Source organism: Bradyrhizobium sp. SZCCHNS3016, from assembly GCF_032484535.1.
GTDB lineage: Bacteria > Pseudomonadota > Alphaproteobacteria > Rhizobiales > Xanthobacteraceae > Bradyrhizobium.
The window spans coordinates 237,097-258,888 of sequence record NZ_JAUETE010000005.1; the positions used below are offsets into that span (position 1 = coordinate 237,097).

The window sequence follows — 21,792 nt, forward strand, 5'->3', positions numbered from 1 at the left end:
TGCAGCGCGCAAAGTCCATTCGCAGCGCACACACTCTCAAGTTGTTTTTTATCGAGACGACCCGCACGTCGCCACGATTCTGTCGTATGGTCGCCTCCCAACAAAAAAAATGGGAGGACACATATGACGACTCCACGACACGACGTCGCGCAGAACTCGCTGGTCGGAGCAGATGGCTTCGACAGGCGCAGACTGCTGAAAGGAGCCGCGGCATTCGCCGCTGCCACGGCAACCGTGACGTCAGCATCGGCTGCAACCGTCACGCCCTTCGGCCAGACCGGTGCACCGACAATCTCGACAGATCCGCTGCCTCTCGGTCCCTTGCCGGGCAGCCGCTATCCGGACTCTCACCTGGAGTCGTCGAAAAAGCCCAAGCTGTCATTCGGGCCGGCGGAGTTTCCGGCCTTCGCGGGCACGATGGCCGTCGAACGCGTCGCGACCGGAATGCGCTGGGCCGAAGGCCCGGTCTATTTTGCCGCCGGTCGTTATCTGCTGTTCAGCGACATCCCGAACAATCGCATCATGCGGTTCTCCGAGGACGATGGTCACCTCAGCGTCTATCGGCAGCCCTCGATGAATTCCAACGGCAACACCATCGATCGAGAAGGACGGCTGATCACGTGTGAACATAGCGGTCGGCGGGTCACTCGCACCGAGCTCGATGGCTCGATCACGATCATCGCCGACAGCTATAATGGAAAGCGATTGAATTCGCCGAACGATGCAGTGGTCGCGGCCGACGGCGCAATATGGTTCACCGATCCGGTCTACGGCATCGGTGGCTTCTATGAGGGCCTCAAGGCGGCGCCCGAGCAGGACAAGCACAATGTCTATCGGGTCGATCCGAAATCGGGAGAGGTCAAGGTCGTTGCCGACGACTTCGTCGAGCCCAATGGGCTCGCCTTCTCACCCGACGAAACGAAGCTTTACGTCATCGACACTGGCTTCACCGACGGGCCCGACAATCCCGCGCATATCCGCGTGTTCGACGTCGATCACGCCGCCGGCAAGCTGGCGAACAGCAAGGTCTTCGCCGAAATGCCCAAGCCCAGCATCTCCGACGGCGTCCGATGTGATCGCGACGGGCGGGTCTGGTGCTCGGTCGGCTGGGGTGATCCGAACGAGGACGGCGTACGCTGCTATGCCCCGGACGGAACATTGCTGGGCAAGATTCACATTCCGGAAACCGTCGCCAATCTGTGCTTCGGCGGCCAGCAGCGTAATCGGCTCTACATCTGCGGCTCGACGTCGCTCTATGCGGTGTATACGAGTGCGCAGGGTGCGCTGAAGCCCTGAAGATAGCGAATGGCGAATAGGGAGTAGCGAATAGACCCTCTATTCGCTACTCGCCACTCGCCCTCATCCGGTATTTCTCAAGCCCGCCGAGATGCCGTTGATCGTGAGCTGGATTCCGCGCAGCACCTGCTCGTCCGGGTTCTGCGCGCGGTGCTCCTTGAGAAGCTCGACCTGCACGTGGTTGAGCGGATCGAGATAGGGAAAGCGGTTGCGCACCGAGCGCTCCAGCAGCGGATTGCCCTGCAGCAAGCGCTCCTGTCCCATGATATCGAGCAACGTCTCGATCACCAGATTCCATTCGCGCCGGATGCGGCCAAAGATCTTTTCGCGCAGGGCCTCGTCCGGGACCAGCTCGGCATAGCGCGAGGCGATGGCGATCGAGCTCTTGGCGAGCACCATGTCCATGTTCGACAGCAGCATGCGGAAGAACGGCCATTCCTGATAAAGCTCGCGCAGGAACGGCATGCCCTGTTCCGGATTCTCCGCGACCCAGGTCTCGACCGCGCTGCCGAAGCCGTACCAGCCCGGCAGCATCAGCCGGCACTGCGCCCAGGAGAAAACCCAGGGGATCGCACGCAGATCCTCGATGGCGCGAGTTTTCTTGCGCGACGCCGGACGGCTGCCGATGTTGAGGGTGGCGATCTCGTTGATGACCGTCGAGGCCCAGAAATATTCGACGAAGCCGTCGGTCTCGTAGACGAGGCCGCGATAGGCCTTGAAGGCGAGCTCCGAGAGCCGATCCATGGCAGTCAGATACTCGCGCTTCGGCGCCGGCTGCCGCGGATGCAACAGACTCGCTTCGAGCGTCGCGGCGGCGAGAATTTCCAGATTGTTACGTCCGACCTCGGCGTTGGAATATTTGCTGGAGATGATCTCGCCCTGCTCGGTGATCCGGATCTGGCCGTTCACAGCGCCGCCGGGCTGGGCGATGATGGCGTCATAGCTCGGACCGCCGCCGCGGCCGACCGATCCGCCGCGGCCATGGAACAGCCTGAGCCGGATGCCATGGCGTTCGAAGATGTCGACCAGGCCGATCTCGGCCTTGTAGAGCTCCCAGCCCGAGGTGACGAAGCCGCCGTCCTTGTTGCTGTCGGAATAGCCGAGCATGACCTCCTGCACGGCGCCGCGGCTGTCGACCAGGCGGCGGTAATCGTGCAGCGCCAGCATGCGGTCCATGATGCCGCTGGACGCCTGCAGGTCTTCGATCGTCTCGAACAGCGGCACGATGTTGACGGCGCAGCGGCCCGATGGATCGATCAGGCCGACCTCCTTGAGCAGCAACGCCACCTCGAGCATGTCGGACATGCCCTTGCACATCGAGATGATGCACTGGGGGATCACGTCGGCGCCGAACGTCGCGTGCGCCTCGGCAGCGGCGCGGAACAGCGCGAGCTCGCCGACGGTCTCATCGCTGTACTTGACGAATTGCGACACCAGCGGCCTGGCGTTGCGCAGCTCGCTGACCAGCAGGCCGACGCGGGCATCCTCGCTCAACGCCATATAGGACATGCCGGGCATCGCGGTGTCGATCAGCTCGGCGACGGTTCGCTCGTGCACCGCCGAGTTCTGGCGGATGTCGAGCCGGGCCAGATGGAAGCCGAAGCAATCCAGGGCACGCCGCAGCAGCCGCAGCCGCCCGCGTGCGATCACCTCGGCATTGTTGGCGATCAGCGAGTGATGCAGCACGTCGAGATCATCCTGCATCTGCTTGACGCTGTCGTAAGGCGCCACCGCCGCCACGGGAAGGCGGCTGATCTGGATACCGAGCTTCTTCGCCGTCGCCGCCAAGCGCGCATAGATGCCGGACACCGCCAGGCGATAAGGCTCGCCGTGACGATGCGGCGACGTGTCCGGCGAGCGCTCGGCCAGCGCACGCAGCTCCTCCGAGACATCGGCGAGATGCGCGGCGATGGACAGCTCGCTGCCGAGCAGATGCAGCTCCTCGAGATAGTAGTGCAACGCCAGGCTGGATTGCAGCTTGAGCGTTCCGCGCATCACTTCGGCGGTCACGAACGGATTGCCGTCGCGGTCGCCGCCGATCCAGCTCCCCATGCGCAGGAACGAGGCGAGATCGCCCGCGACCTCCGCTCCGTCATTGAGCCGGTCCTCGAGCGAGCACAGCAGACGCGGCACCTCACGCAGAAACGTGTAGTCGTAGAACGACAGCCCGTTGGTGACCTCGTCGAGCACCGTCAGCTTGGTCCGGCGCAGCAGGTTGGTCTGCCACAAGGTCAGCACGGCGCGGCGCAGCGCCTCGTCATTCGCCTCGCGCTCATCCGGCGTCAACTGCATCCGCTCGCGGCGGTCGAGCAGCATCGCGATCTCCATCTCGCGATCCATCGTGCTCTTGCGCCGCACCTCTGTCGGGTGCGCGGTCAGGACCGGGCTGACCAGCGCCGTCGAGAAGAACTTGCGCAGATCGGAAGCCTCGAACCCGGCGGATTTGGCGTGAGCGAGCGTCGCCGCCAGCATGCCGGCCCCGCCATTGGAATCGCTCTTGGCACGCATGCGCCGGATGTTGTTCTGGTCCTCGGCAATGTTGGCGAGGTGCGAGAAATAGCTGAAGGCGCGGACGATGCGGACGGTCTCAGCCGTCGTCATGCCGTCGAGGATCTGCTCCAGCTCGCGCCGCGCCTGGCGGTCTTCGTCGCGGTGGAAGCGCACCGATGTCTGGCGGATGCGCTCGACGAGGTCGAACAATTCGGCGCCTTCCTGGTCGCGGACCGTATCGCCGAGGATGCGGCCGAGCAGCCGGATATCGTCCCGGAGCCGCGCATCCTCCTCCATGGCCTGCGCCTCGGCGGCGCGGTTGGGACGGATTTCCTCTGTCATGGTTTGCGGCGACATGGATGCGCTCTCCAGCAGCTGCCCATTTACGGGTCAGTCTGCCGTATCTATACCGCAGCGCAAGATCAAGAAAGAGGCGTCGCCTGCCCTATTCAATGCTCACGTGACGTCTTCTCATCGCTGAGAGCCGCCAATCGATCAGATCTTTCGCCCTGCCTGCGCCCAATAGGGGTCGCGCAGCCGCCGCTTGAAGATCTTGCCGGAATCCTCACGAGGCAATTTGTCCTGGATTTCGATGTGCTTGGGCACCTTGTAGTCGGCCAGAGAAGCCCTGAGCCGGTGTCTGATCTCGCCGGTGTCCAGCACGACGCCGGGCTGCGGCTCGACCACGGCCATCAGGGCTTCCCCGAACTCGGCATCGGGAATGCCGAATACGGCGCAATCGTGCACGCCGGGCACGGCATGCAATACGGCTTCGATCTCGGCCGGATAAATGTTGACGCCGCCGGAGATCACCATGTCGCGCTTGCGATCGCACAGGAAGACGTAGCCCTCAGCGTCCATGTAGCCGACGTCCCCGGACGTAATGAAGCCGTCGCGGTCGATCTCGGCACGCTTCTCCGGCTTGTTGTGATAGGTAAAATCCGGATTGCCCGCGATGCGCGAATAGATCTCGCCAACCTCGCCCTGCGGCAGGATGCGGCCGTCCTCGCCGAGAAAACGAAGCTCGGCACCAGGCGAGACCTTGCCGACGGTGCCTGGCTTCCTCAGCGCGTCCTCCGAGGTTGCGAAGGTGACGGCGCCGGATTCGGTCGAGCCGTAGAACTCGTAGATGACGGGTCCCCACCAGTCGATCATCGCGCGCTTGACGTCGGCCGGGCACGGCGCCGCAGCGTGGATGACATGGCGCAGCGACGACACGTCGTAGCGGCGGCGAACCTCCTCCGGCAGCTTCATCAGCCGGATGAACATGGTCGGCACCATGAAGATGGTATCGATCCGCTCTGTCTGGATGATGCCGAGAAATTCTTCCGGCTCGAAGCGCGGCATCAGCACCAGCGCGCCGCCGAGACGGCCCGCCCGCAGGCCGAAGGCGTTCGGCGCCGAATGATACAGCGGCCCCGGCAGCAGCGCGCGCGCGTTCGGCTTCAGCCCGTAGATCAACGCGCGCATGCGCTCGGCCGAGGCGGCCTGCTCCACCGTCGGCGCATTGCGGCGGACGCCCTTGGGATGACCGGTCGTGCCGGAGGTGTAGATCATGTTCTGCGGCTGCGGCACCTGCTGCCCTTCGTAAGGGCTCTGCTGGGCAAGCCAGCCCTCGAACTCGATTGCGAACTCCGGGGGTTCGATCAGATCCGCGCCGATCTTGTAGTTGGACAGAATCTCCGGCGGTGTGGGCACGCTGAGCGCCGTGACATCGGCCGGTATCGCCCCGGCGAGCTGATGCAGCAGATCGGCGTGCCCGATCAGCACGCGCGTCGCGGAGTCCTTGAGGATGTAGTCGATCTCCTCCGGCTTGAAGTGCCAGTTCACCGGCACGCCATAGGCGCCCAGCCGCATCGCGCCATAGGCCGCCTCGATGAAGGCGATGTCGTTGCGCATCAGCATGCAGACGCTATCGCCCTGGCCCACGCCGAGCTGCGCGAGGCCGCTGGCAATCCGCGCGGCGCGGTCGGCGATTTCGGCGTGGCTGCGCCGGCGCTCGCCGGAGATGATGCCGCGGAACAGGGAGGACGTTTCCATTTTCTTTGTTATCCGATCTGGCGTCGGTTTGAGTTTCCGCCGTCATTCCGGGGCGATGCGCCGCGACAAAACGGCGGAGCCGTTTTGCGGCGGATCATCGACCCCGGAATCTCGAGATTCCGGGCCTGCTCCGTCGGAGCATCCCGGAATGACGGACTCAGTCCGCAAACTTCGGCGCGCGCTTCTCGATGTTGGCACGCACCGATTCGAGCTGGTTCGGGCTGCCGATCAGCTTCTGCTGCTCGACCGACTCGGCGAGCAGCGCCGGCCCCGGATCGACCGAGAGATTGTTCAGCATCCGCTTGGCGGCGCGGATCGCATCCGGATTCTTGCCCGCGATCTCGCGTGCCGTCTCCAGCGCCGCCGCGCGCGGATCGGCGCAGATGCGCGTGACGAGGCCGTAGGACTGCCCCTCCTCCGGCGAGAACACCCGACCGGTGTAGGTCAGTTCACGCAGGATGTCGTCGCGCATCAAGGTCGCCAGGATCGGCGTGCCCGCCATGTCGGGCACCAGACCCCATTTGATCTCCATGATCGACATCTTGGTGTCGGGCGCGACGTAGCGCATGTCCGCGCCGAGCGCGAGCTGGAAGCCGCCGCCATAGGCGACGCCATGCACTGCAGCAATCACCGGCACCGGCAGCTGCCGCCAGCCCCAGACAGCCTGCTGGGCGAAATTCGCCTTGCCGTGGGTGCGAACGGTGAGGTCGCGCTTCTCGCCGCCGGGTATGCCGTTGCCGCCGGACTCCTTCATCGCGGCGAAGCGGCCCATGTCGAGGCCCGCGCAGAAGGCACGCCCCTCGCCGGACAGCACCACCGCCCGCAGTCCCTTCTCCTTCGACAGCCGGTCGGTCGCCGCGACCAGCGCCTCGAACATCTCCATGTCCAACGCATTCATCTTGTCGGCGCGAACCAGGCGAACGTCGGCGACGCCGTCCTTGATCTCGATCGCGAGGCGGTTGTCCATCGAGCGGTCTCCCTACGGATGTCTTTGTGACTTTACAGAATGCTGTCGGAGCGATTTAGTCAATCGACCAATTAACTCACAACATGTCAGGCGGAAACTCCCATGTTCAAGGACAATCTCCTCGAAGGTCGACGCATTCTGGTGACCGGCGGCGGCACGGGCCTTGGCAAAGCGATGGCTGCCCGCTTCCTGCAACTCGGCGCCGAAGTGCATATTTGCGGCCGGCGGAAAATCGTCTGCGACGAGACCGCGACCGAACTGATGGACCTCTACGGCGGCCGCGTGACCAGCCATGGCGTCGACATCCGCAATGCCATGGCGGTGGAGGAAATGATCGAGGCCATCTTCCAGGAAGGCGGTCTCACCGATCTGATCAACAACGCGGCCGGCAACTTCATCTCCCGCACCGAGGAATTGAGCCCGCGCGGCTTCGATGCCGTCGCCAACATCGTGATGCACGGCACGTTCTACGTGACGCATGCCGTCGGCAAGCGCTGGATCGCTGCGAAGCAGCCGGGCAACGTCGTGTCGATCACGGTGACGTGGGTGCGCAACGGCTCGCCCTATGTGGTGCCATCGGCGATGAGCAAGTCGGCGATCCACGCCATGACGATGTCGCTTGCGACCGAATGGGGCCGCTATGGCATCCGCCTCAACACCATCGCGCCCGGCGAAATCCCGACCGAAGGCATGAGCAAGCGCATCAAGCCCGGCGACGAGGCCGGCGCGCGGACCAAGGCGATGAACCCGATGGGCCGCGTCGGCACCATGGAGGAGCTGCAGAACCTCGCGGTGTTCCTGATCTCCGGCGGCTGCAACTGGATCAACGGCGAGACCATCGCGATGGACGGCGCCCAGGCGCTGGCGATGGGCGGCAACTTCTATCAGTTGCGCGACTGGAGCGACGACGATTGGACCAAGGCCAAGGAGTCGATCAAGGCGCAGAACGAGAAGGACCGCGCGACGCGCACGAGCTGATGGTCCAATCACCTGGTTGATCGGCGACGTGCGCCCTGTAGACTGATCGAGAGATGCTTGCTCCGGCGCGATCCGGGGCGAGGACCACGACAAGACATCAAACAAAGAACAAGACGCAATCGGAGGGGAAACATGTCCGTCTCGACGGCATCGTCGACGCTCGTCGACGTCGTGCGCGACAGAGCGCAAACGCTGGGCTCCGCCACCGCCTATGAGTTCGAGGGGCGCATCACCAGCTTCGCCGCGTTCGACCGCAAGACCAACCAGGTCGCCAACGCGCTGAAGGCGCTCGGCATCAAGCCGCACGAGCGGATCGCCTATTTCGGCAAGAACAGCGACATCTATTTCGAGTTGCTCGTCGGCGCCATGAAGGCCAACGTCGTCATGGCGCCGGTGAACTGGCGCCTCGCCGGTCCCGAGGTCGCCTTCATCGTCGAGGACTGCAAGGCCCCTGCCCTGTTCGTCGGACCGGAATTCATTACGATGATCCGAAACATCCGCGACCAGATTCCAAGCGTGCGGCACATCATCACCACCGAGGGCGGCGCACCGGAATGGCAGGACTACACGGCTTGGCGCGACGCGCAGAGCGCGGATGATCCGGGCGTTCCGATCACGCCGCAGGACATCGCGCTGCAGCTCTACACCTCCGGCACCACCGGCAAGCCGAAAGGCGCGATGCTGTCGCACGCCAACTTCCTCAACCTCGTCAACACCGGCAATCCCGAGGAGAAACCGGACTGGAACAAATGGTCGACCGACGACGTCTCGCTGATCGCGATGCCGATCTTCCACATCGGCGGCTCCGGCTGGGGCCTGATGAGCCTCTATCACGGCGCCCGCGGCGTGATCGCCCGTGAGTTCGATCCGACCAGGATCCTCGACTTCTTCGAGCAGTCTGGCATCACCAAGCTGTTCATGGTGCCGGCGGCGATGCAGTTCGTGGTGCGGCAGCCGCGGGCGCGGCAGGTCGATTTCTCGCGGCTGAAGTACATGCTCTACGGCGCCTCGCCAATCCCGGCCGCGCTGCTCAAGGAATGCATCGACGTGTTCAAATGCGGCTTCGTGCAGATGTATGGCATGACCGAGACCACGGGCACCATCATCGCGCTGCCGCCCGAGGACCATGTCGAGGGACTGGAGCGCATGCGCTCCGCCGGCAAGCCGCTGCCCGGCGTCGAGGTCGCGATCATCGATATCAACGGCAACCCGCTGCCCCCGCGCCAGGTCGGCGAGATCGCCACCCGCTCCGGCTCCAACATGGCCGGCTACTGGAATCTGCCGGAGGCCACCGCGCGCACGCTTGGCAAGGACGGCTGGCTGCGCACCGGAGATGCCGGCTACATGGACGAGGACGGCTACGTCTACATTCACGACCGCATCAAGGACATGATCATCTCCGGCGGCGAGAACATCTATCCGGCCGAGGTCGAGAGCGCGATCTGCGATCATCCCGATGTCGCCGAGGCCGCGGTGATCGGGATTCCCGACGACAAATGGGGCGAGGCCGTCAAGGCGATCGTCGTGATGAAGCCCGGCAAGCGCGCCACCGAGACCGACATCATCAATTTCACCCGAACCCGCATCGCCGGCTTCAAGACGCCGAAGAGCGTCGACTTCCTCGACGCCCTGCCGCGCAATCCTTCCGGCAAGATCCTGCGGCGTAATCTGTGCGACCCGTACTGGGCGGGCAAGGACCGGCAGGTGAACTAAAGTCAAACACCTTTCGCAGCGAGACATTCTGGATCGCTTCGCTTGCGCTCGCGATGACGTGGAGAGAGCCGATACGCTCTCGACACCGTCATTGCGAGGCGCACTTGCGCCGAAGCAATCCAGGGCCACGTCCACGTCTCTGGATTGCTGCGCTGACGATGCTCCGATCAAGCCACCCTCACCTCTTGTTCACCCCCATATAGCCGAACAGGAATCCTGCCACCTTCCGCATCTGGATCTCCTCGCTGCCCTCGGTGATGCGGTAGCGGCGGTGGTGGCGGTAGATGTGCTCGAACGGCTTGTGGCGCGAATAGCCCATGCCGCCATGGACCTGGATGGCGCGGTCGGCCGCCTCACAGCACAGACGGTTAGCCCAGTAGTTGCACATCGAGACCTTGTCCGAGAGTGTGTGCTCGACCTGGGCCTGGGTGAGCTGGTCCATCTCCCAGGCCGTCTTGCGGATCAGCAGCCGCAGCATCTCGGCCTGCGTCGCCAGCTCGACCAGCGGCCACTGAATCGCCTGGTTCTCGGCCAGCGCCTTGCCGAACGGTTTGCGCTCACGCGCGTAATTCACACTCTCATTGATGCAGTAGACGGCCGCGCCGAGCGAGCTCGCTGCCTGGCGGATGCGGTTCTCATGGACGAAGCATTGCGCCAGCGACAGCCCGCGCCCGACCTCGCCGAACTGGGCATCCTCCGGCACGAACACGTCAGTGAAGCTGACGCGCGGATGATCGGTCGGCATGTTGAAGGTCCAGAGATACTCCTCGACCTTCACACCCTCGGTCTTGGCCGGCACCAGAAAGCAGGTGATGCCGCGCGCGTCACCATCATTGCCCGAGGTGCGCGCGAACAGTGCACAGTGGGTGGCAACGTGCATGCCCGTCGTCCACATCTTCTCGCCGTTGATCAGCCAGCCCTTGATGTTGTCGCGGGTGGCCGGAACGGCCTTGGTTTCCATGTGGGTCGCGTCCGAGCCGTGATGCGGCTCGGTGAGACCGAATGTGATGCGGTACTTGCCGGTGATCGAGCCGTCGATCATCGCCTTCTGGTCGTCGCGGCCGTACCGGTCGAGCATGGTGACGATCGGCAGATTGCCGACGATCGAGTGCTCGTTCTGCAGGTCGTTGTGCAGGCCGAGGCCCTTGGAGGCGAAATGCTCGCGGATCACGGCCATCCAGAGGTTGGACCCGTCCTTGCCGCCATAGCGCTTCGGAATTGCAAAGCGCAGATGACCGGCCGCATCGGCACGATCCTTGGCCTTGCGCAGCAGTTGCTCCCATTCATGCCGCGGCAGGCCGCCATTCTCGAAATCGGTGCGCGCCCATTCGCGGCGATGATCGAAGAAGCGGATGTTGTCGTCGGCCTGCTCCAGCGGCTTGATCTCGGCGGCGATGAAGCGATCGAGCTCGTCGAGATAGGCGACCAATTCCTTCGGCAAGGAAAAATCCACGGCGTGTCTCCCTGTGCGTTTCGTTGTCGTTCTTGGTCCTGGTCGGCGCGACCTCCCGTCGCGCGCTTGTGGCGCGCAGCGCCGTTGCGTATTTGGATGACTGCAACACCTGCGCAGGCGCTAAGCTGATGCGCGACAGCCAATCAGAAAACAGGAGGAACAGCCGATGGAGCTGAAGTTTTCGAGAGTGACGCGCAAGGGGCCGATCACGATCGTCACCCTGGCACGCCCCGAGGTCTACAACGCCCTGCACATCGAGGCGCATCATGAACTCGAGCGCGTGTTCGACGCCTTCGCCGCCGATCCCGAGCAATGGGTGGCAATCGTCACCGGCGAGGGTGACAAGGCGTTCTGCGCCGGCAACGATCTGAAATGGCAGGCGGCCGGCGGCGCGCGCGGCTGGGGCAAGAGCGGCTTCGGCGGCCTGACCTCGCGCTTCGATCGCGACAAGCCGCTGATCGCGGCCGTCAACGGCGTCGCGATGGGCGGAGGCTTCGAGATCGCGCTCGCCTGCGACCTGATCATCGCTTCCGAGAATGCGACCTTCGCGTTGCCCGAGCCGCGCGTCGGCCTCGCCGCGCTCGCCGGCGGCCTGCAGCGCCTGCCGCGCCAGATCGGCATGAAGCGCGCGATGGGCATGATCCTCACCGGGCGCCACGTCGGTGCCCGCGAGGGCCACGAGCTCGGCTTCGTCAACGAGGTGGTGCCGCAGGGCGAGGCGCTGGCGGCCGCTGAGCGCTGGGCGGAGACGATCGCCAAGAACTCGCCGATGTCGATCCGCGCCTCCAAGCAGGCGATCGAGAAGGGCCTTGCGGTCTCGCTGGAGCAGGCCATCACCGAGCAGCGCGACTATCCGGCGGTGCAGGCGATGATCCATTCGCAGGACTACATCGAGGGACCGAAGGCGTTCTCGGAGAAGCGGCCGCCGAGGTGGCTCGGGCGGTGAGTTATCCGATACTTCGCGTGCTCTGGGCCTGATCGCGCCGGGTTGTGTTCGCACCGTCATGGCCGGGCTTGACCCGGCCATCCACGTCTCGCAGCAGACTCGTGAAGAGATGGATGCCCGGGTCAAGCTCGGGCATGACGCCGGCGGGTTAGGAGCCATCGGTACTCCTCCCAGCTTCGCGCTTGTAGGACGCGTAGTTGGGCTGATCGACGGCGAGCTTGGCGAGAGTGGTCCGCCAGAGGTGCTGCTTCAGGCCCGGTGTCTGGAGACCAACGGCGCCGCTGGCGATCTGAGCCGCGAGCGCTCGATTGAGTTCGAGTAAATCACCATCCTGTCCCAGCAATTCTCTCAACCGCGCATGCTCCGCCTCATCTGCCGCAGCCGCCTGTGTGAGCTGTCGCACCACGAGATCGAGCGCGTTGATGCCCACGCGCAGCTTGAACGCCTGGTGCCCAGAGATCAGCGGCACGATGTCGTTGCGCAGGAAGTCGGCGACGGATTGCACCAGCTCGGTCGGCGTCGGCTCGTCCTGCATCAGCCCTCTCCCCTCGGCGCGAGCAATCGCAACAGATCGATCTCGGTCTCCGACGCGCGGCGGCCGATCATGGCGCGCTCCATCGAATGGTCGGGACCGATGCGAAAACGCTGCATCATGCCGCAGCACATCACGCCCCAGCGCAACGTGCCCATCACTTCCCAGAATTTCACCCTGTCAGGATCGACCTTGCGCCCTGCGGACTCATAACCGGCGAACAGCTCCTCACGCGATCCGAAGCCGCCGACCGGCTTGTCGATTTCGCCGAAGCGCCAGGAGTTGACGCAAATCCAGCCGAGATCCTCCATGGGATCGCCGAGATGGGCGAGCTCCCAGTCGAGCACGGCGCGCACGCCATCGCGGCCGATGATGAGATTGCCGTTGCGGAAATCACCGTGCACCAGCGTGATCTCGGCCGGGGGACCGGGATCGTTCTGCGACAGCCAGCACAGGGCCAGATCGAACACCGGGCGCGGCCAGTCGAAGCTTTGATATTCCCGTGCGAGCTCCGCGATCTCCTTGGTCGCGGTCATCCCGCGCAACGCGGGCAGCATCTCGCGTCGAATCCCGTGGATGCCGGCGGCGATGCCGCCCAGCTGGCGCGCGAGGCGCGGCCTCGCCTCGGAGAATTCGGCATCACGCAGGATCTTGCGCGCGATGGTCTCGCCCTCGACGCGGCGCATGATGAAACCGGCGCCGAGATCGTCCTCCGGCCGCAGCACGTGCAGGACCTCGGGCGACGGCACGCCGGCGGCATAAGCGAGCCGCATCAGCGCCGCCTCGTTGTCGAGCCCGGCGGCACGCCCGGGCGCGGCGCCGTAGCCTTTCGGCGAGCGGCGCAGGATGGCGCCGACATCACCACCGGGATGGACGATGTCGAAGCGCCAGGTCTCCTGGCTGGCGCCGCCGGAGAGTTTCGCGGCGCCGCGTACGCCGGTCGCCCCCGGCATGAACGAGGCGACGCAGCGCGACAGCTCGGCCTCGATCATTGGCCCTTGAACTTGGCCGGGCGCTTTTCGAGGAACGCGGTGACGCCCTCCTTGAAATCCGACGTGCTGCCCGCGATGCGCTGCGACTGGAATTCGGCGTTGAGCTGCTCCTCGAACGAGTTCTCCGGGCTGTCCCAGTACAGCTGGCGGATCTGCGCCAGCGCCACCGTCGGCCCGTTGGCGAGCTCGTGCGCGAGCTTCATCGTCTCCTCCTTCAGGACCGCATCGTCATAGACGCGGTTGACGAGGCCCCATTGCAGCGCCGTCTCGGCCGGCAGCTTCTCGCCCAGCAGCGACAGCTCGATCGCGCGGGCCTTGCCGACGAGGCGCGGCAACAGCCAGGTCGAGCCGCAATCAGGCACCAGTCCGATGCGGCGGAAGGCCTGCAGAAAGTAGGCGGACTTCGCGCACAGGATCATGTCGCCCATCAGCGCGAAGCTCATGCCGGCGCCGGCGGCCGGGCCGTTCACCGAGGTCACGATCGGGCAATGCAGATTGCGCAAGCGGCGCAGGAACGGATGGAAGGCGGTCTCGAGCGCGGCGCCGGCATTGCTGCGGCCGGGCTTGGCCTGCGCATTGCGGCCCTGCAGGTTGGCGCCGGTGCAGAACGCGCGGCCGGCGCCCGTCACGACGAGGCAGCGCACCTCGGCCTTCTTCTCCTCGATCTCGTCGAGCGCTTCGGCCAACCCGCCGAGCATGTCGATCGAGACCGCGTTCATCACCTCCTGATGGTCGAGCGTGAGGATGGCGACGGGCCCGTCGAAATCGAGCGTGACGTGCTTGTACTGCATGGTTTCCTCTCAAGAGCTTTTCGGTCGCTGCATTCTTCGCGGCGGAAATTCGAAGCGCAGCCCGGTTCGGTCAGCATATTTGATTTTTGCGCTTCGCTTGTCCATGGTTGCATCATCCAAATAACCGAAGCGACGCGCAGCGCGCTCACATCATCACGGAAACGCCCGAGAGAACCCCATGACCATGTTCGACCTCACCGGCCGTGTGGCCGTCGTCACCGGCGGCAATGGAGGCATAGGCCTCGGAATCGCCCAGGCACTTGCGTCCAGTGGCTGTAACGTCTCGATCTGGGGCCGCAACGCCGAGAAGAACAAGGCTGCTGCGGCGTCGATGGCCGCCGGGCCCGGCAAGGTCGACACCCGCATCTGCGACGTGACCAGCGCCGCTTCCGTCAACGAGGCGATGAAGGCCACGCTCGACACGTTCGGCCGCGTCGACGGCTGCTTTGCCAATGCCGGCATCGGCGGCGGTGGCCGCAAGCCGTTCATCGAGCGCAGCGAGGAGGAATGGCGCACGATGTTCGCAACCAATCTCGACGGCGTGTTCCATGCGTTCCAGGCTGCCGCGAGGCACATGACCGCGCGCGCCGAAGCCGGTGACGCGTTCGGCCGGCTGGTTGCCACCTCGAGCCTGGCCTCGCTGTTCGGCACCGCGCGCAACGAGCATTATGCAGGGACCAAAGCCGCGCTGAATGCGCTGTGCCGCGCGCTCGCGGTGGAGCTGGCGCGCTATGGCGTCACCGCGAATGCCATCCTGCCTGGCTGGATCAAGAGCGACATGACCGCGGGCATCATGGGCAACGAGAAGTTCGTCGCCAACGTCATGCCGCGTATCCCGGTGCGCCGCTTCGGCGAGCCGTCGGATTTCGGCGGCATCGCCGTCTACCTCATGAGCAAGGCGTCGTCCTATCACACCGCCGACTGCTTCGTGATCGACGGCGGCTATACCGCATTCTGATCCCTCGCAACGGGTGGTGAGCCGGTGCGCCGGCTCGCCAGACGGGGATTGTTCCGTGCTGCGCTCCAAGATTTCCGAAATTTAATCCGCCTCTGGCTGCCACGCCCCCGTGACGCCGGCGTTGTCACCCATCACATAACGGAGAGAATTCGAAGGGAAGGATGCCATGAAGCGCGGTGTGACGGTTTTGGCCTGTGTGTCTGCTCTGGCTGTGGCCGGCTACTTTGCGATGGCAAAGTGGGGCATCCAGCACGAGAGCCGCGAGTTCTTCGATGCCGCGCGGCAGCGGTCGATCAATGTCGATGTCGCGGTGCGCAAGGACTACGAGATGAAAGCCAATGCCGGGCTGTGGCGGCTGCCCGTGGCCATCATCAGCAACGGCAACACGGTCAAGAACACCGAGTACTCGTTCCTCGCGAACGTGTTCGCCGCGCGCGGCTATCTCGTCGCCAGCGTCCAGCAGGACCTGCCGACCGATCCGCCGCTCGTCACCAAGGTCGGGATGCCATATGTCGGCCGGCTCGACGTCTACCAGAAGGGCGAGGCCAACATCCTCTGCGTGCTGAACGAGATGAAGAAGCGTCATCCGAATGCCGACTACGATCACCTGACCCTGGTCGGCCACTCCAATGGCGGCGACACCGCGATGTATTTCGCCAAGGAGCATCCGAACATCGTCTCGCAGGTGGTGACGCTCGACAATCTGCGCGTGCCTTTCGTCATCAGGGACAAGCTCAAGATCCTGTCGTTCCGCTCGGATGATCCGCAATTCAAGACCGACCCCGGCGTGGTGCCGACGCATGTCGACAAGAAGAGCGGCATCGACATCATCAAGACCGAGTTCCAGCACACCTGGATGAGCGACCGTGGCCCCTACACGGCGCGGGAACGGATCCAGGCGACGCTGGACAAATATCTCGGCGGCGATGCGACGAGCGAGCTGGCCCCGGCAGATACCGACAATCTGATCGTGACCAACGGGGCAGCCGCCCTTCCCTAATCTGACAATCAGCGCGACGGCACGACGGGCGAAATGCGAAGGGCGGCCGCGCAATCGCGCAGCCGCCCTCGCAGACGTCAGTCCTGCGGTTTCTTGGCCGGCGGGCCGCTCTTGTTCCCCGGCATGCCCTTGATGTTCGACGGGTCCTGCGCGCTGACGTCCGGATTATGGCGGTTGATCGTGGACGAGCCCACCGTGCCGCTTCCCGTCTCAGTGCCCGGTCCGTTCTTGTTGCCCGGCGCGCCCTGGATGCCCGCTCCGGAATTCTGCGCACTCGGCGGCGGCGCGGTCTGTGGGCTGCCCTGCGCCAGCGCGGACGTGGCCGAGACGACGAATGCGCAAGCAATCAGACTGATCATTGGTTTCATGGCGCGACCTCCATTTGTCGTTGCTGTGCTGTCCGAACGTAGCGCTGGCGGAGCCGTTCCCGGGAACATCGAATTTCCGCGAAGACGGCGCTGATGTGCGCAACCCCTGCCCGCTTTATTGGCTTCCGCATCGCGTCACGGCCCACTACGGTCGGGGAACCGACGCACCAGAGGCCTCTAGATGGAATACCTCTCCACCGATCTCAGCCCACGCGAGCGCTACAAGATTCTGACCTCCTTCGTGCTGCCGCGGCCGATCGCCTGGGTGACGACGAGAAGCGAGACCGGGATCGTCAACGCCGCGCCATTCTCGTTCTTCAACGTGCTCGGCGAGGACCCGCCGCTGTGCGTGTTCGCGATCAACCTGCGGCCCGATGGGCGGGTCAAGGACACTCTCGTCAACATCCGCCGCAGCGGCGAGTTCGTCGTCCACATCACCGACGAGCCGCTGGCGCAGGCGATGCACGAGACCGGCGGCGACTTTCCACCTGAGATCGGCGAGCCGGATCACCTCGGGCTCAAGCTTACACCGTCGCGGATGATCGGCGTTCCGCGGTTGGCGGAGGCACCGTTCGCGATGGAGTGCAAGACCTGGCAGCTCATCGACGTCAATGGCGATCGCGTGCTGGTGCTCGGCGAAGGCCTCGCTTTCCACATCCGCGACGAATTGTGGGACACCGAGAAGATGCGGGTCGAGATGGAGCTGTTCCATCCTGTCGGGCGCATGTTCGCCGACCGCTATTGCCGCACCGACGACCGGATGGATTTCCCGCCGGCGAGGGGCGCCGCCTGAGCGTTCCCGGCCGCCGGCGCGGGCAGTCAGTAGGTCGCGGCGAGATAGTCGACGATCTTGCCGACATCGGCCGCGTCGATCGGGGCGCCATAGACCTTGATCATCTTGGTGACTTCGGCCTGCCAGAACTCCTTCTTGTTCTGCATCGGCGGCTGGGTCTTGATGTAGTCGGCGGAGTGACAGGCCGTGCAATTGCCCTGCACGACGGCGAGATCGGGCCCCGGCTTGAAGGCCGCCGTCTCCTGCGGAACCTGATAGTTGACCGGGGCTGCCGTGAGCGAGATGGGGCGGCCCGCCAGGCAGCCAAGTCCGACGGCCAGCGTGGCGATGAGGAAAGGCGTCCGACGCATGGTGATGCTCCTCAGGCCGCCGTGACGCGGACGGTTTCAACGACGTTGCGCAGATAGCCGGCCGGATTCCAGCGCGGCGTCTCCGGCTGGGTCTCGCCGGAATTGCTCGTGGCACGCACCTTGAGATCGTGGGCCCCCGCGGCCAGCTTCACCGGCAGCTTCCACTCGCGGAAGGAATATTTCCCGAGATCCTTGCCGAGCTTGGCGTCGGTCCAGGTCTTGCCGCCGTCGGTCGAGACCGCGACCTGCTTGATTCCCGTTCCGCCGTCGAATGCGAGGCCGCGCAGCATTGCCCTGCCCGCCTTGAGCTTTGCGCCGTCGGCCAGGCTGGTGATGAATGAGCGGACCGTGAAGCGGTTGATCGGGATCGTCGCTTTCGGCGTGGTTCCGGGCTCGACGGCATTGTTCGGCGTGTCCGGAATTCGATAGGCCGATTTCATCCAGAAGCCGTCAAAGACGTTGTCGATGACAGTGATCTCGTTGAGGTGCTTGACCCAGTAGGTGCCGTAGTAGCCGGGCACGATCAGGCGCAGCGGAAAGCCGTTCAGGAACGGCAGATCCTCGCCGTTCATGCCGTAGGCCAGCATCACCTCGCCATCCATAGCGTGATCGAGGTCGAGCGCTTTTACGAAATCCGGCGTCTTGTCGATCACCGGACCGTCCATGCCGCCGAAGGTGACTTGTCTGGCGCCGGCCTGAACACCCGCCATGTCGAGCACGGTCTTGAGCGGCACGCCACGCCAGCGCGCATTGCCCATGGCGCCGTTGCCGAGCTGGCCGCCTGCGACGCGCGGCTCGAAGAAACCGCGGCTGTTGCCGGAGCATTGGTTGACGGCGACGATCTCGGTCGCCTTCATCTTGCGGATGTCCTTGAGCGACAGCTTGAGCGGCTTGTCGACCTTTCCCCTGATCGCGAGCGTGAACTTGTCCGGATCGAGATCGTAAGGCAGGCCCGCCAGATGATAGCGGACGAAGAAGGCATTGTTCGGCGTGATCACGCCGTCATTGAACACCCCGAATGGCGTTTCGAGTTGCGGCGGCCGGCTGGTCAGACCGATCATCGGTCGCTTCTGCGGATATTTCACCAGCGGGCGCTCGCCATTGGCGAAGGGCAACGTCACCGTCTCCTCGGCCAGCGCACGGGTCGTGCCGAAGCTGCCCAGCAAAGCAGCCATCCCCGCTCCCTTGAGCAGATCACGTCTGTCGATCATGCAACTCCCTCCGGAGTGGTCGTTTTGAACCCGCGGTCATCACCGCCGGCTCTCATCGAAATCTGGCGGCATGCACGGCCGCTGCGAATTGATCGTTGCACATTCTCTCACTGCGAGAAAAGCCGTGAACGTCCGCAATCATGGCATCGCAGCGCGGCAACGGCCGAGACTTCGCACGTGCAACAAGAGCAATCGTGCATCGAACCGCAGGGCGGGCAAGCGGGCCGTCAGGCGGCGCGTGCCCACCGACGGCGCCGGCGAGGGACGACATTGGGCACGGCGCGCTCCACAGTTGTTGCACGCCGCGATGAGCTCGCCGCGCCTGTGTGCACCCTACACGCGCAACTACGTGCCCTGCCCGATCTTGTCCTGTGTCTTGGTGTCGAAGTCGCTGGCGTCGTGGCGCTCGTGGAGCTGGCTCTTTGGATCGCCGGAGACGCGGTTGACCATGCGGCCGCGCTTCACGGGGGAGCGCTGCGCGATCTGGTCGGTCCAGCGCTGAACATTCCTGTAGTCCTGCACCGAGAGGAACTCGCCGCCTTCGTAGAGCAGGCCCTTGGCGAGCGCGCCGTACCACGGCCACACCGCGATGTCGGCGATGGTGTAGTCGGGGCCGGCGAGATACTCGCTTTCGGCGAGACGGCGGTCGAGCACGTCGAGCTGGCGCTTCACCTCCATCGCGAAGCGGTCGATGGCATACTCGATCTTGGTCGGCGCATAGGCATAGAAGTGGCCGAAGCCGCCGCCGAGATAGGGCGCAGCACCCATCTGCCAGAACAGCCAGGACAGGCATTCGGCGCGCTTGGCCGGCTCGGTCGGCAGGAAGGCGCCGAACTTCTCGGCCAGATACACCAGGATCGCGCCGGACTCGAATACGCGGATCGGTTCGGGCCCGCTGCGATCCAGCAGCGCCGGGATCTTGGAATTGGGATTGATGGCGACGAAGCCCGAACCGAACTGATCGCCCTCGCCGATCCGGATCAGCCAGGCGTCGTATTCGGCGCCGCTGTGGCCGAGCGCCAGCAGCTCCTCGAGCATCACTGTGACCTTCACACCGTTGGGCGTTCCCAGAGAATAAAGCTGCAAGGGATGACGGCCGACAGGCAATTCCTTCTCGTGCGTCGGACCTGCGATCGGCCGGTTGATGTTGGCGAAGCGGCCGCCGCTGGCCTTGTTCCAGGTCCAGACCTTGGGCGGCACATAGCTGTTCTGTTCAGACACGGCAGACTCCGGCGTGAGCGTCAGGAGCGAGCGTTTTAGGCGCATCTGCCGTGAAGCGGAAGCCATGCTGCGCGCGGGCGCCATCAGCATTTTCTGCATTGCGCGGTCGAACCTGCGATGACAGAACGGAGACAAGACAACAATGACGGTCCGTCACGGGCCGGCTCTTGGAAACGCCGATGACTGCAAGTACCCTGCCCCCCGACCGCATTCCCGTGATCGTCGGCGTGGGCGAGATCGTCGATCGTCCCAAGGACATCGGCGACGGTCTCGAGCCGCTGACGCTGCTCGAACAGGCGATCCGCCGTGCGGAAAATGACGCGGGCGCCAAGCTCATCCACGACATCGGCTCGCTCGACGTCGTCAACTTCCTGAGCTGGCGCTACCGCGATCCCGAGCAGCTTCTCGCGCAGCGGCTCGGCGTGACGCCGGCGCACTGCCATTACGGTCCGGTCGGCGGCGAGAGCCCGATCCGCTTTCTGCACGAGGCCGCCTTGCGCATCGCGCGCGGCGAATGCGAGGTCGCGGTGGTCTGCGGCGCCGAGGCGCAATCGACCGCGACCAAGGCCGAACGCGCCGGCGTGCCCCTGCGGTGGACGCCGTTCGCCCACGACGTCGAGGAGCCGAAGCGCGGCGCCGCGTTCCAGAAGCCGCTGGCGGTGAAGCTCGGCGTATTCCGCCCGGTCTCGGTCTATCCGTTCTACGAGGTCGCGAGCGCCGCCAAATGGGGCCAGACGCCGCGGCAGGCGCTCGCGGAATCCGGCGAGCTGTGGTCGCGCTTTTCCGCGGTCGCCGCCTATAATCCCAACGCCTGGCTGAAGCGGCACTTCGCGCCGGACGAGATCACGACGCCGTCAGCCGACAACCGCCCGATCGCCTGGCCCTACACCAAGCTGATGGTCGCCAATCCCATGGTCAACATGGGCGCGGCGCTGATCCTGACCAGCCTGGCCAAGGCGCGTGCGGCGGGCATTGCCGACAGCCGCATGATCTATCCGCTCGGTGGCGCAGCGGCGGAGGATCCGCGCGACTACCTCACGCGCGATCAGTTCGCCGAGAGTCATCCGCAGAACGCCGTGTTGCGGGCCGCGATGAACATCGTCGGCGGCAACGGCGCGGCGTTCGACGTCATCGAGCTCTACAGCTGCTTTCCCTGCGTGCCGAAGATGGCACGGCGGATCCTCGGCCTCGGCGCCGACGTGGAGCCAACCGTCACCGGCGGGCTGACCTTCTTCGGCGCGCCGCTCAACACCTACATGACGCATGCCGCCTGCGCGATGGTGCGGCGGCTGCGCGGCGGCGCCAGGCGCGGCCTGCTGTACGGCCAAGGCGGCTTCGTCACCAAGCATCATGCGCTGGTGATCTCGCGCGAGCCGCCGTCATCCCTGTCGCAGGAGGTGAGCGTGCAGGCCGAGGCCGATCGGCATCGCGCCGCCGCACCGGCGTTCGTCAGCGAAGCCGGCGGCGGCGGCCGGGTCGAAAGCTTCACCGCGCTGTTTGATCGCAACGGCGAGGTCGAGCATGGCGTTGCGATGCTGCGCACCGAGCAGGACACGCGCACGTTGGCGCGCGTTCCGGCGCAGGACGCAGCCACGCTGGCGCGGCTGATGGATCAGGACAGGACGCCGGTCGGCGCGCTCGGCACGATCACGATGGCCGCCGATGGTGTGCCGGAGTGGCGGACGAATTAGTT

Annotated in this window: 19 protein-coding genes; 8 read left to right on the top strand and 11 right to left on the bottom strand. The window is 64.9% G+C overall.

The features are described 5' to 3' along the window. Positions 1-123: 123 nt before the first annotated feature. Entirely contained in the window at positions 124-1,296 is a 1,173-nt protein-coding gene (locus QW881_RS12880) for an SMP-30/gluconolactonase/LRE family protein (RefSeq protein WP_315757753.1), read from the top strand. A 63-nt stretch (positions 1,297-1,359) separates the two neighbouring features. Here the strand turns inward: QW881_RS12880 and ppc are convergent, their stop codons facing one another. From ppc to QW881_RS12895, 3 genes are all read right to left on the bottom strand, one after another. Further along, positions 1,360-4,143 carry a phosphoenolpyruvate carboxylase gene (ppc, locus tag QW881_RS12885; protein WP_315757754.1) on the bottom strand — a complete coding sequence of 928 codons (2,784 nt, stop codon included), beginning with the start codon at positions 4,141-4,143 and terminating at the stop codon, positions 1,360-1,362. Between the two features lie 138 nt (positions 4,144-4,281). Then, on the bottom strand, positions 4,282-5,826 hold the full coding sequence (locus QW881_RS12890) for an acyl-CoA synthetase (protein WP_315757755.1): 1,545 nt from the start codon (positions 5,824-5,826) through the stop codon (positions 4,282-4,284). A gap of 157 nt (positions 5,827-5,983) precedes the next feature. Next, positions 5,984-6,793 carry a crotonase/enoyl-CoA hydratase family protein gene (locus QW881_RS12895; RefSeq protein ID WP_315757756.1) on the bottom strand — a complete coding sequence of 270 codons (810 nt, stop codon included), beginning with the start codon at positions 6,791-6,793 and terminating at the stop codon, positions 5,984-5,986. Between the two features lie 102 nt (positions 6,794-6,895). Here QW881_RS12895 and QW881_RS12900 point away from each other — a divergent pair, with 102 nt between their 5' ends. After that, positions 6,896-7,771, top strand: coding sequence for an SDR family oxidoreductase (locus tag QW881_RS12900; RefSeq protein WP_006613814.1), 876 nt, complete (start codon positions 6,896-6,898; stop codon positions 7,769-7,771). 132 nt (positions 7,772-7,903) lie between these two features. Then, positions 7,904-9,484, top strand: a complete 1,581-nt coding sequence (locus QW881_RS12905; RefSeq protein WP_315757757.1) for a fatty acid--CoA ligase — start codon at positions 7,904-7,906, stop codon at positions 9,482-9,484. Positions 9,485-9,662: 178 nt separating this feature from the next. Here the strand turns inward: QW881_RS12905 and QW881_RS12910 are convergent, their stop codons facing one another. Beyond that, positions 9,663-10,937, bottom strand: coding sequence for an acyl-CoA dehydrogenase family protein (locus tag QW881_RS12910; RefSeq protein WP_315737259.1), 1,275 nt, complete (start codon positions 10,935-10,937; stop codon positions 9,663-9,665). 166 nt (positions 10,938-11,103) lie between these two features. On the opposite strand from QW881_RS12910, the gene QW881_RS12915 reads away from it, so the two are divergent. Continuing rightward, the gene (locus tag QW881_RS12915) at positions 11,104-11,883 is read left to right on the top strand and encodes an enoyl-CoA hydratase-related protein (RefSeq protein ID WP_315757758.1); all 780 of its coding nucleotides are present in this window, start codon (positions 11,104-11,106) and stop codon (positions 11,881-11,883) included. Between the two features lie 148 nt (positions 11,884-12,031). On the opposite strand, the gene QW881_RS12920 is transcribed toward QW881_RS12915, so the two are convergent. The 3 genes from QW881_RS12920 to QW881_RS12930 are packed head-to-tail and all read right to left on the bottom strand — an operon-like array spanning position 12,032 to position 14,198. After that, on the bottom strand, positions 12,032-12,418 hold the full coding sequence (locus QW881_RS12920) for a DUF6285 domain-containing protein (protein ID WP_315757759.1): 387 nt from the start codon (positions 12,416-12,418) through the stop codon (positions 12,032-12,034). Beyond that, positions 12,418-13,407 (bottom strand): phosphotransferase family protein, encoded by a 990-nt coding sequence (locus QW881_RS12925; protein ID WP_315757760.1) that lies wholly within the window; start codon positions 13,405-13,407, stop codon positions 12,418-12,420. The genes QW881_RS12920 and QW881_RS12925 overlap by 1 nt, the downstream gene beginning before the upstream one ends. Next, positions 13,404-14,198: an enoyl-CoA hydratase/isomerase gene (locus QW881_RS12930; RefSeq protein WP_315757761.1), complete on the bottom strand. Its 795-nt coding sequence runs from the start codon at positions 14,196-14,198 to the stop codon at positions 13,404-13,406. Before QW881_RS12930 ends, QW881_RS12925 begins: the two co-directional genes overlap by 4 nt. 178 nt (positions 14,199-14,376) lie before the next feature. On the opposite strand from QW881_RS12930, the gene QW881_RS12935 reads away from it, so the two are divergent. After that, entirely contained in the window at positions 14,377-15,156 is a 780-nt protein-coding gene (locus QW881_RS12935; RefSeq protein WP_315737254.1) for an SDR family oxidoreductase, read from the top strand. 166 nt (positions 15,157-15,322) lie between these two features. Beyond that, positions 15,323-16,156, top strand: coding sequence for an alpha/beta hydrolase (locus QW881_RS12940; RefSeq protein ID WP_315757762.1), 834 nt, complete (start codon positions 15,323-15,325; stop codon positions 16,154-16,156). 77 nt (positions 16,157-16,233) lie between these two features. Here QW881_RS12940 and QW881_RS12945 read toward each other — a convergent pair whose 3' ends face one another. Then, complete coding sequence (locus QW881_RS12945) at positions 16,234-16,524, bottom strand: hypothetical protein (RefSeq protein WP_315757763.1); 291 nt, start codon at positions 16,522-16,524, stop codon at positions 16,234-16,236. A 181-nt stretch (positions 16,525-16,705) separates the two neighbouring features. Here QW881_RS12945 and QW881_RS12950 point away from each other — a divergent pair, with 181 nt between their 5' ends. Beyond that, positions 16,706-17,317, top strand: a complete 612-nt coding sequence (locus QW881_RS12950) for a flavin reductase family protein (RefSeq protein ID WP_315757764.1) — start codon at positions 16,706-16,708, stop codon at positions 17,315-17,317. A 26-nt stretch (positions 17,318-17,343) separates the two neighbouring features. Here the strand turns inward: QW881_RS12950 and QW881_RS12955 are convergent, their stop codons facing one another. The 3 genes from QW881_RS12955 to yghU all read right to left on the bottom strand — a co-directional run bounded on the left by QW881_RS12955 (position 17,344) and on the right by yghU (position 20,099). Continuing rightward, positions 17,344-17,667 (bottom strand): cytochrome c, encoded by a 324-nt coding sequence (locus QW881_RS12955; RefSeq protein ID WP_315757765.1) that lies wholly within the window; start codon positions 17,665-17,667, stop codon positions 17,344-17,346. An 11-nt stretch (positions 17,668-17,678) separates the two neighbouring features. Next, entirely contained in the window at positions 17,679-18,878 is a 1,200-nt protein-coding gene (locus tag QW881_RS12960) for a molybdopterin-dependent oxidoreductase (RefSeq protein WP_315757766.1), read from the bottom strand. A gap of 345 nt (positions 18,879-19,223) precedes the next feature. Then, a complete protein-coding gene (gene yghU, locus QW881_RS12965; RefSeq protein ID WP_315757767.1) occupies positions 19,224-20,099 on the bottom strand; it encodes a glutathione-dependent disulfide-bond oxidoreductase in 876 nt (291 codons plus the stop codon). Between the two features lie 179 nt (positions 20,100-20,278). Between yghU and QW881_RS12970 the strand changes: the two genes are divergently transcribed. Further along, on the top strand, positions 20,279-21,790 hold the full coding sequence (locus QW881_RS12970; RefSeq protein ID WP_315757768.1) for an acetyl-CoA acetyltransferase: 1,512 nt from the start codon (positions 20,279-20,281) through the stop codon (positions 21,788-21,790). The last annotated feature ends 2 nt before the right edge of the window (positions 21,791-21,792 follow it).

Coding starts and splice junctions, on each gene's coding strand:
- QW881_RS12880 (WP_315757753.1), top strand. CDS start 124: ATGACGACTCCACGACACGACGTCGCGCAGAACTCGCTGGTCGGAGCA.
- ppc (WP_315757754.1), bottom strand. CDS start 4,143: ATGTCGCCGCAAACCATGACAGAGGAAATCCGTCCCAACCGCGCCGCC.
- QW881_RS12890 (WP_315757755.1), bottom strand. CDS start 5,826: ATGGAAACGTCCTCCCTGTTCCGCGGCATCATCTCCGGCGAGCGCCGG.
- QW881_RS12895 (WP_315757756.1), bottom strand. CDS start 6,793: ATGGACAACCGCCTCGCGATCGAGATCAAGGACGGCGTCGCCGACGTT.
- QW881_RS12900 (WP_006613814.1), top strand. CDS start 6,896: ATGTTCAAGGACAATCTCCTCGAAGGTCGACGCATTCTGGTGACCGGC.
- QW881_RS12905 (WP_315757757.1), top strand. CDS start 7,904: ATGTCCGTCTCGACGGCATCGTCGACGCTCGTCGACGTCGTGCGCGAC.
- QW881_RS12915 (WP_315757758.1), top strand. CDS start 11,104: ATGGAGCTGAAGTTTTCGAGAGTGACGCGCAAGGGGCCGATCACGATC.
- QW881_RS12920 (WP_315757759.1), bottom strand. CDS start 12,418: ATGCAGGACGAGCCGACGCCGACCGAGCTGGTGCAATCCGTCGCCGAC.
- QW881_RS12925 (WP_315757760.1), bottom strand. CDS start 13,407: ATGATCGAGGCCGAGCTGTCGCGCTGCGTCGCCTCGTTCATGCCGGGG.
- QW881_RS12930 (WP_315757761.1), bottom strand. CDS start 14,198: ATGCAGTACAAGCACGTCACGCTCGATTTCGACGGGCCCGTCGCCATC.
- QW881_RS12935 (WP_315737254.1), top strand. CDS start 14,377: ATGACCATGTTCGACCTCACCGGCCGTGTGGCCGTCGTCACCGGCGGC.
- QW881_RS12940 (WP_315757762.1), top strand. CDS start 15,323: ATGAAGCGCGGTGTGACGGTTTTGGCCTGTGTGTCTGCTCTGGCTGTG.
- QW881_RS12945 (WP_315757763.1), bottom strand. CDS start 16,524: ATGAAACCAATGATCAGTCTGATTGCTTGCGCATTCGTCGTCTCGGCC.
- QW881_RS12950 (WP_315757764.1), top strand. CDS start 16,706: ATGGAATACCTCTCCACCGATCTCAGCCCACGCGAGCGCTACAAGATT.
- QW881_RS12955 (WP_315757765.1), bottom strand. CDS start 17,667: ATGCGTCGGACGCCTTTCCTCATCGCCACGCTGGCCGTCGGACTTGGC.
- QW881_RS12960 (WP_315757766.1), bottom strand. CDS start 18,878: ATGATCGACAGACGTGATCTGCTCAAGGGAGCGGGGATGGCTGCTTTG.
- QW881_RS12970 (WP_315757768.1), top strand. CDS start 20,279: ATGACTGCAAGTACCCTGCCCCCCGACCGCATTCCCGTGATCGTCGGC.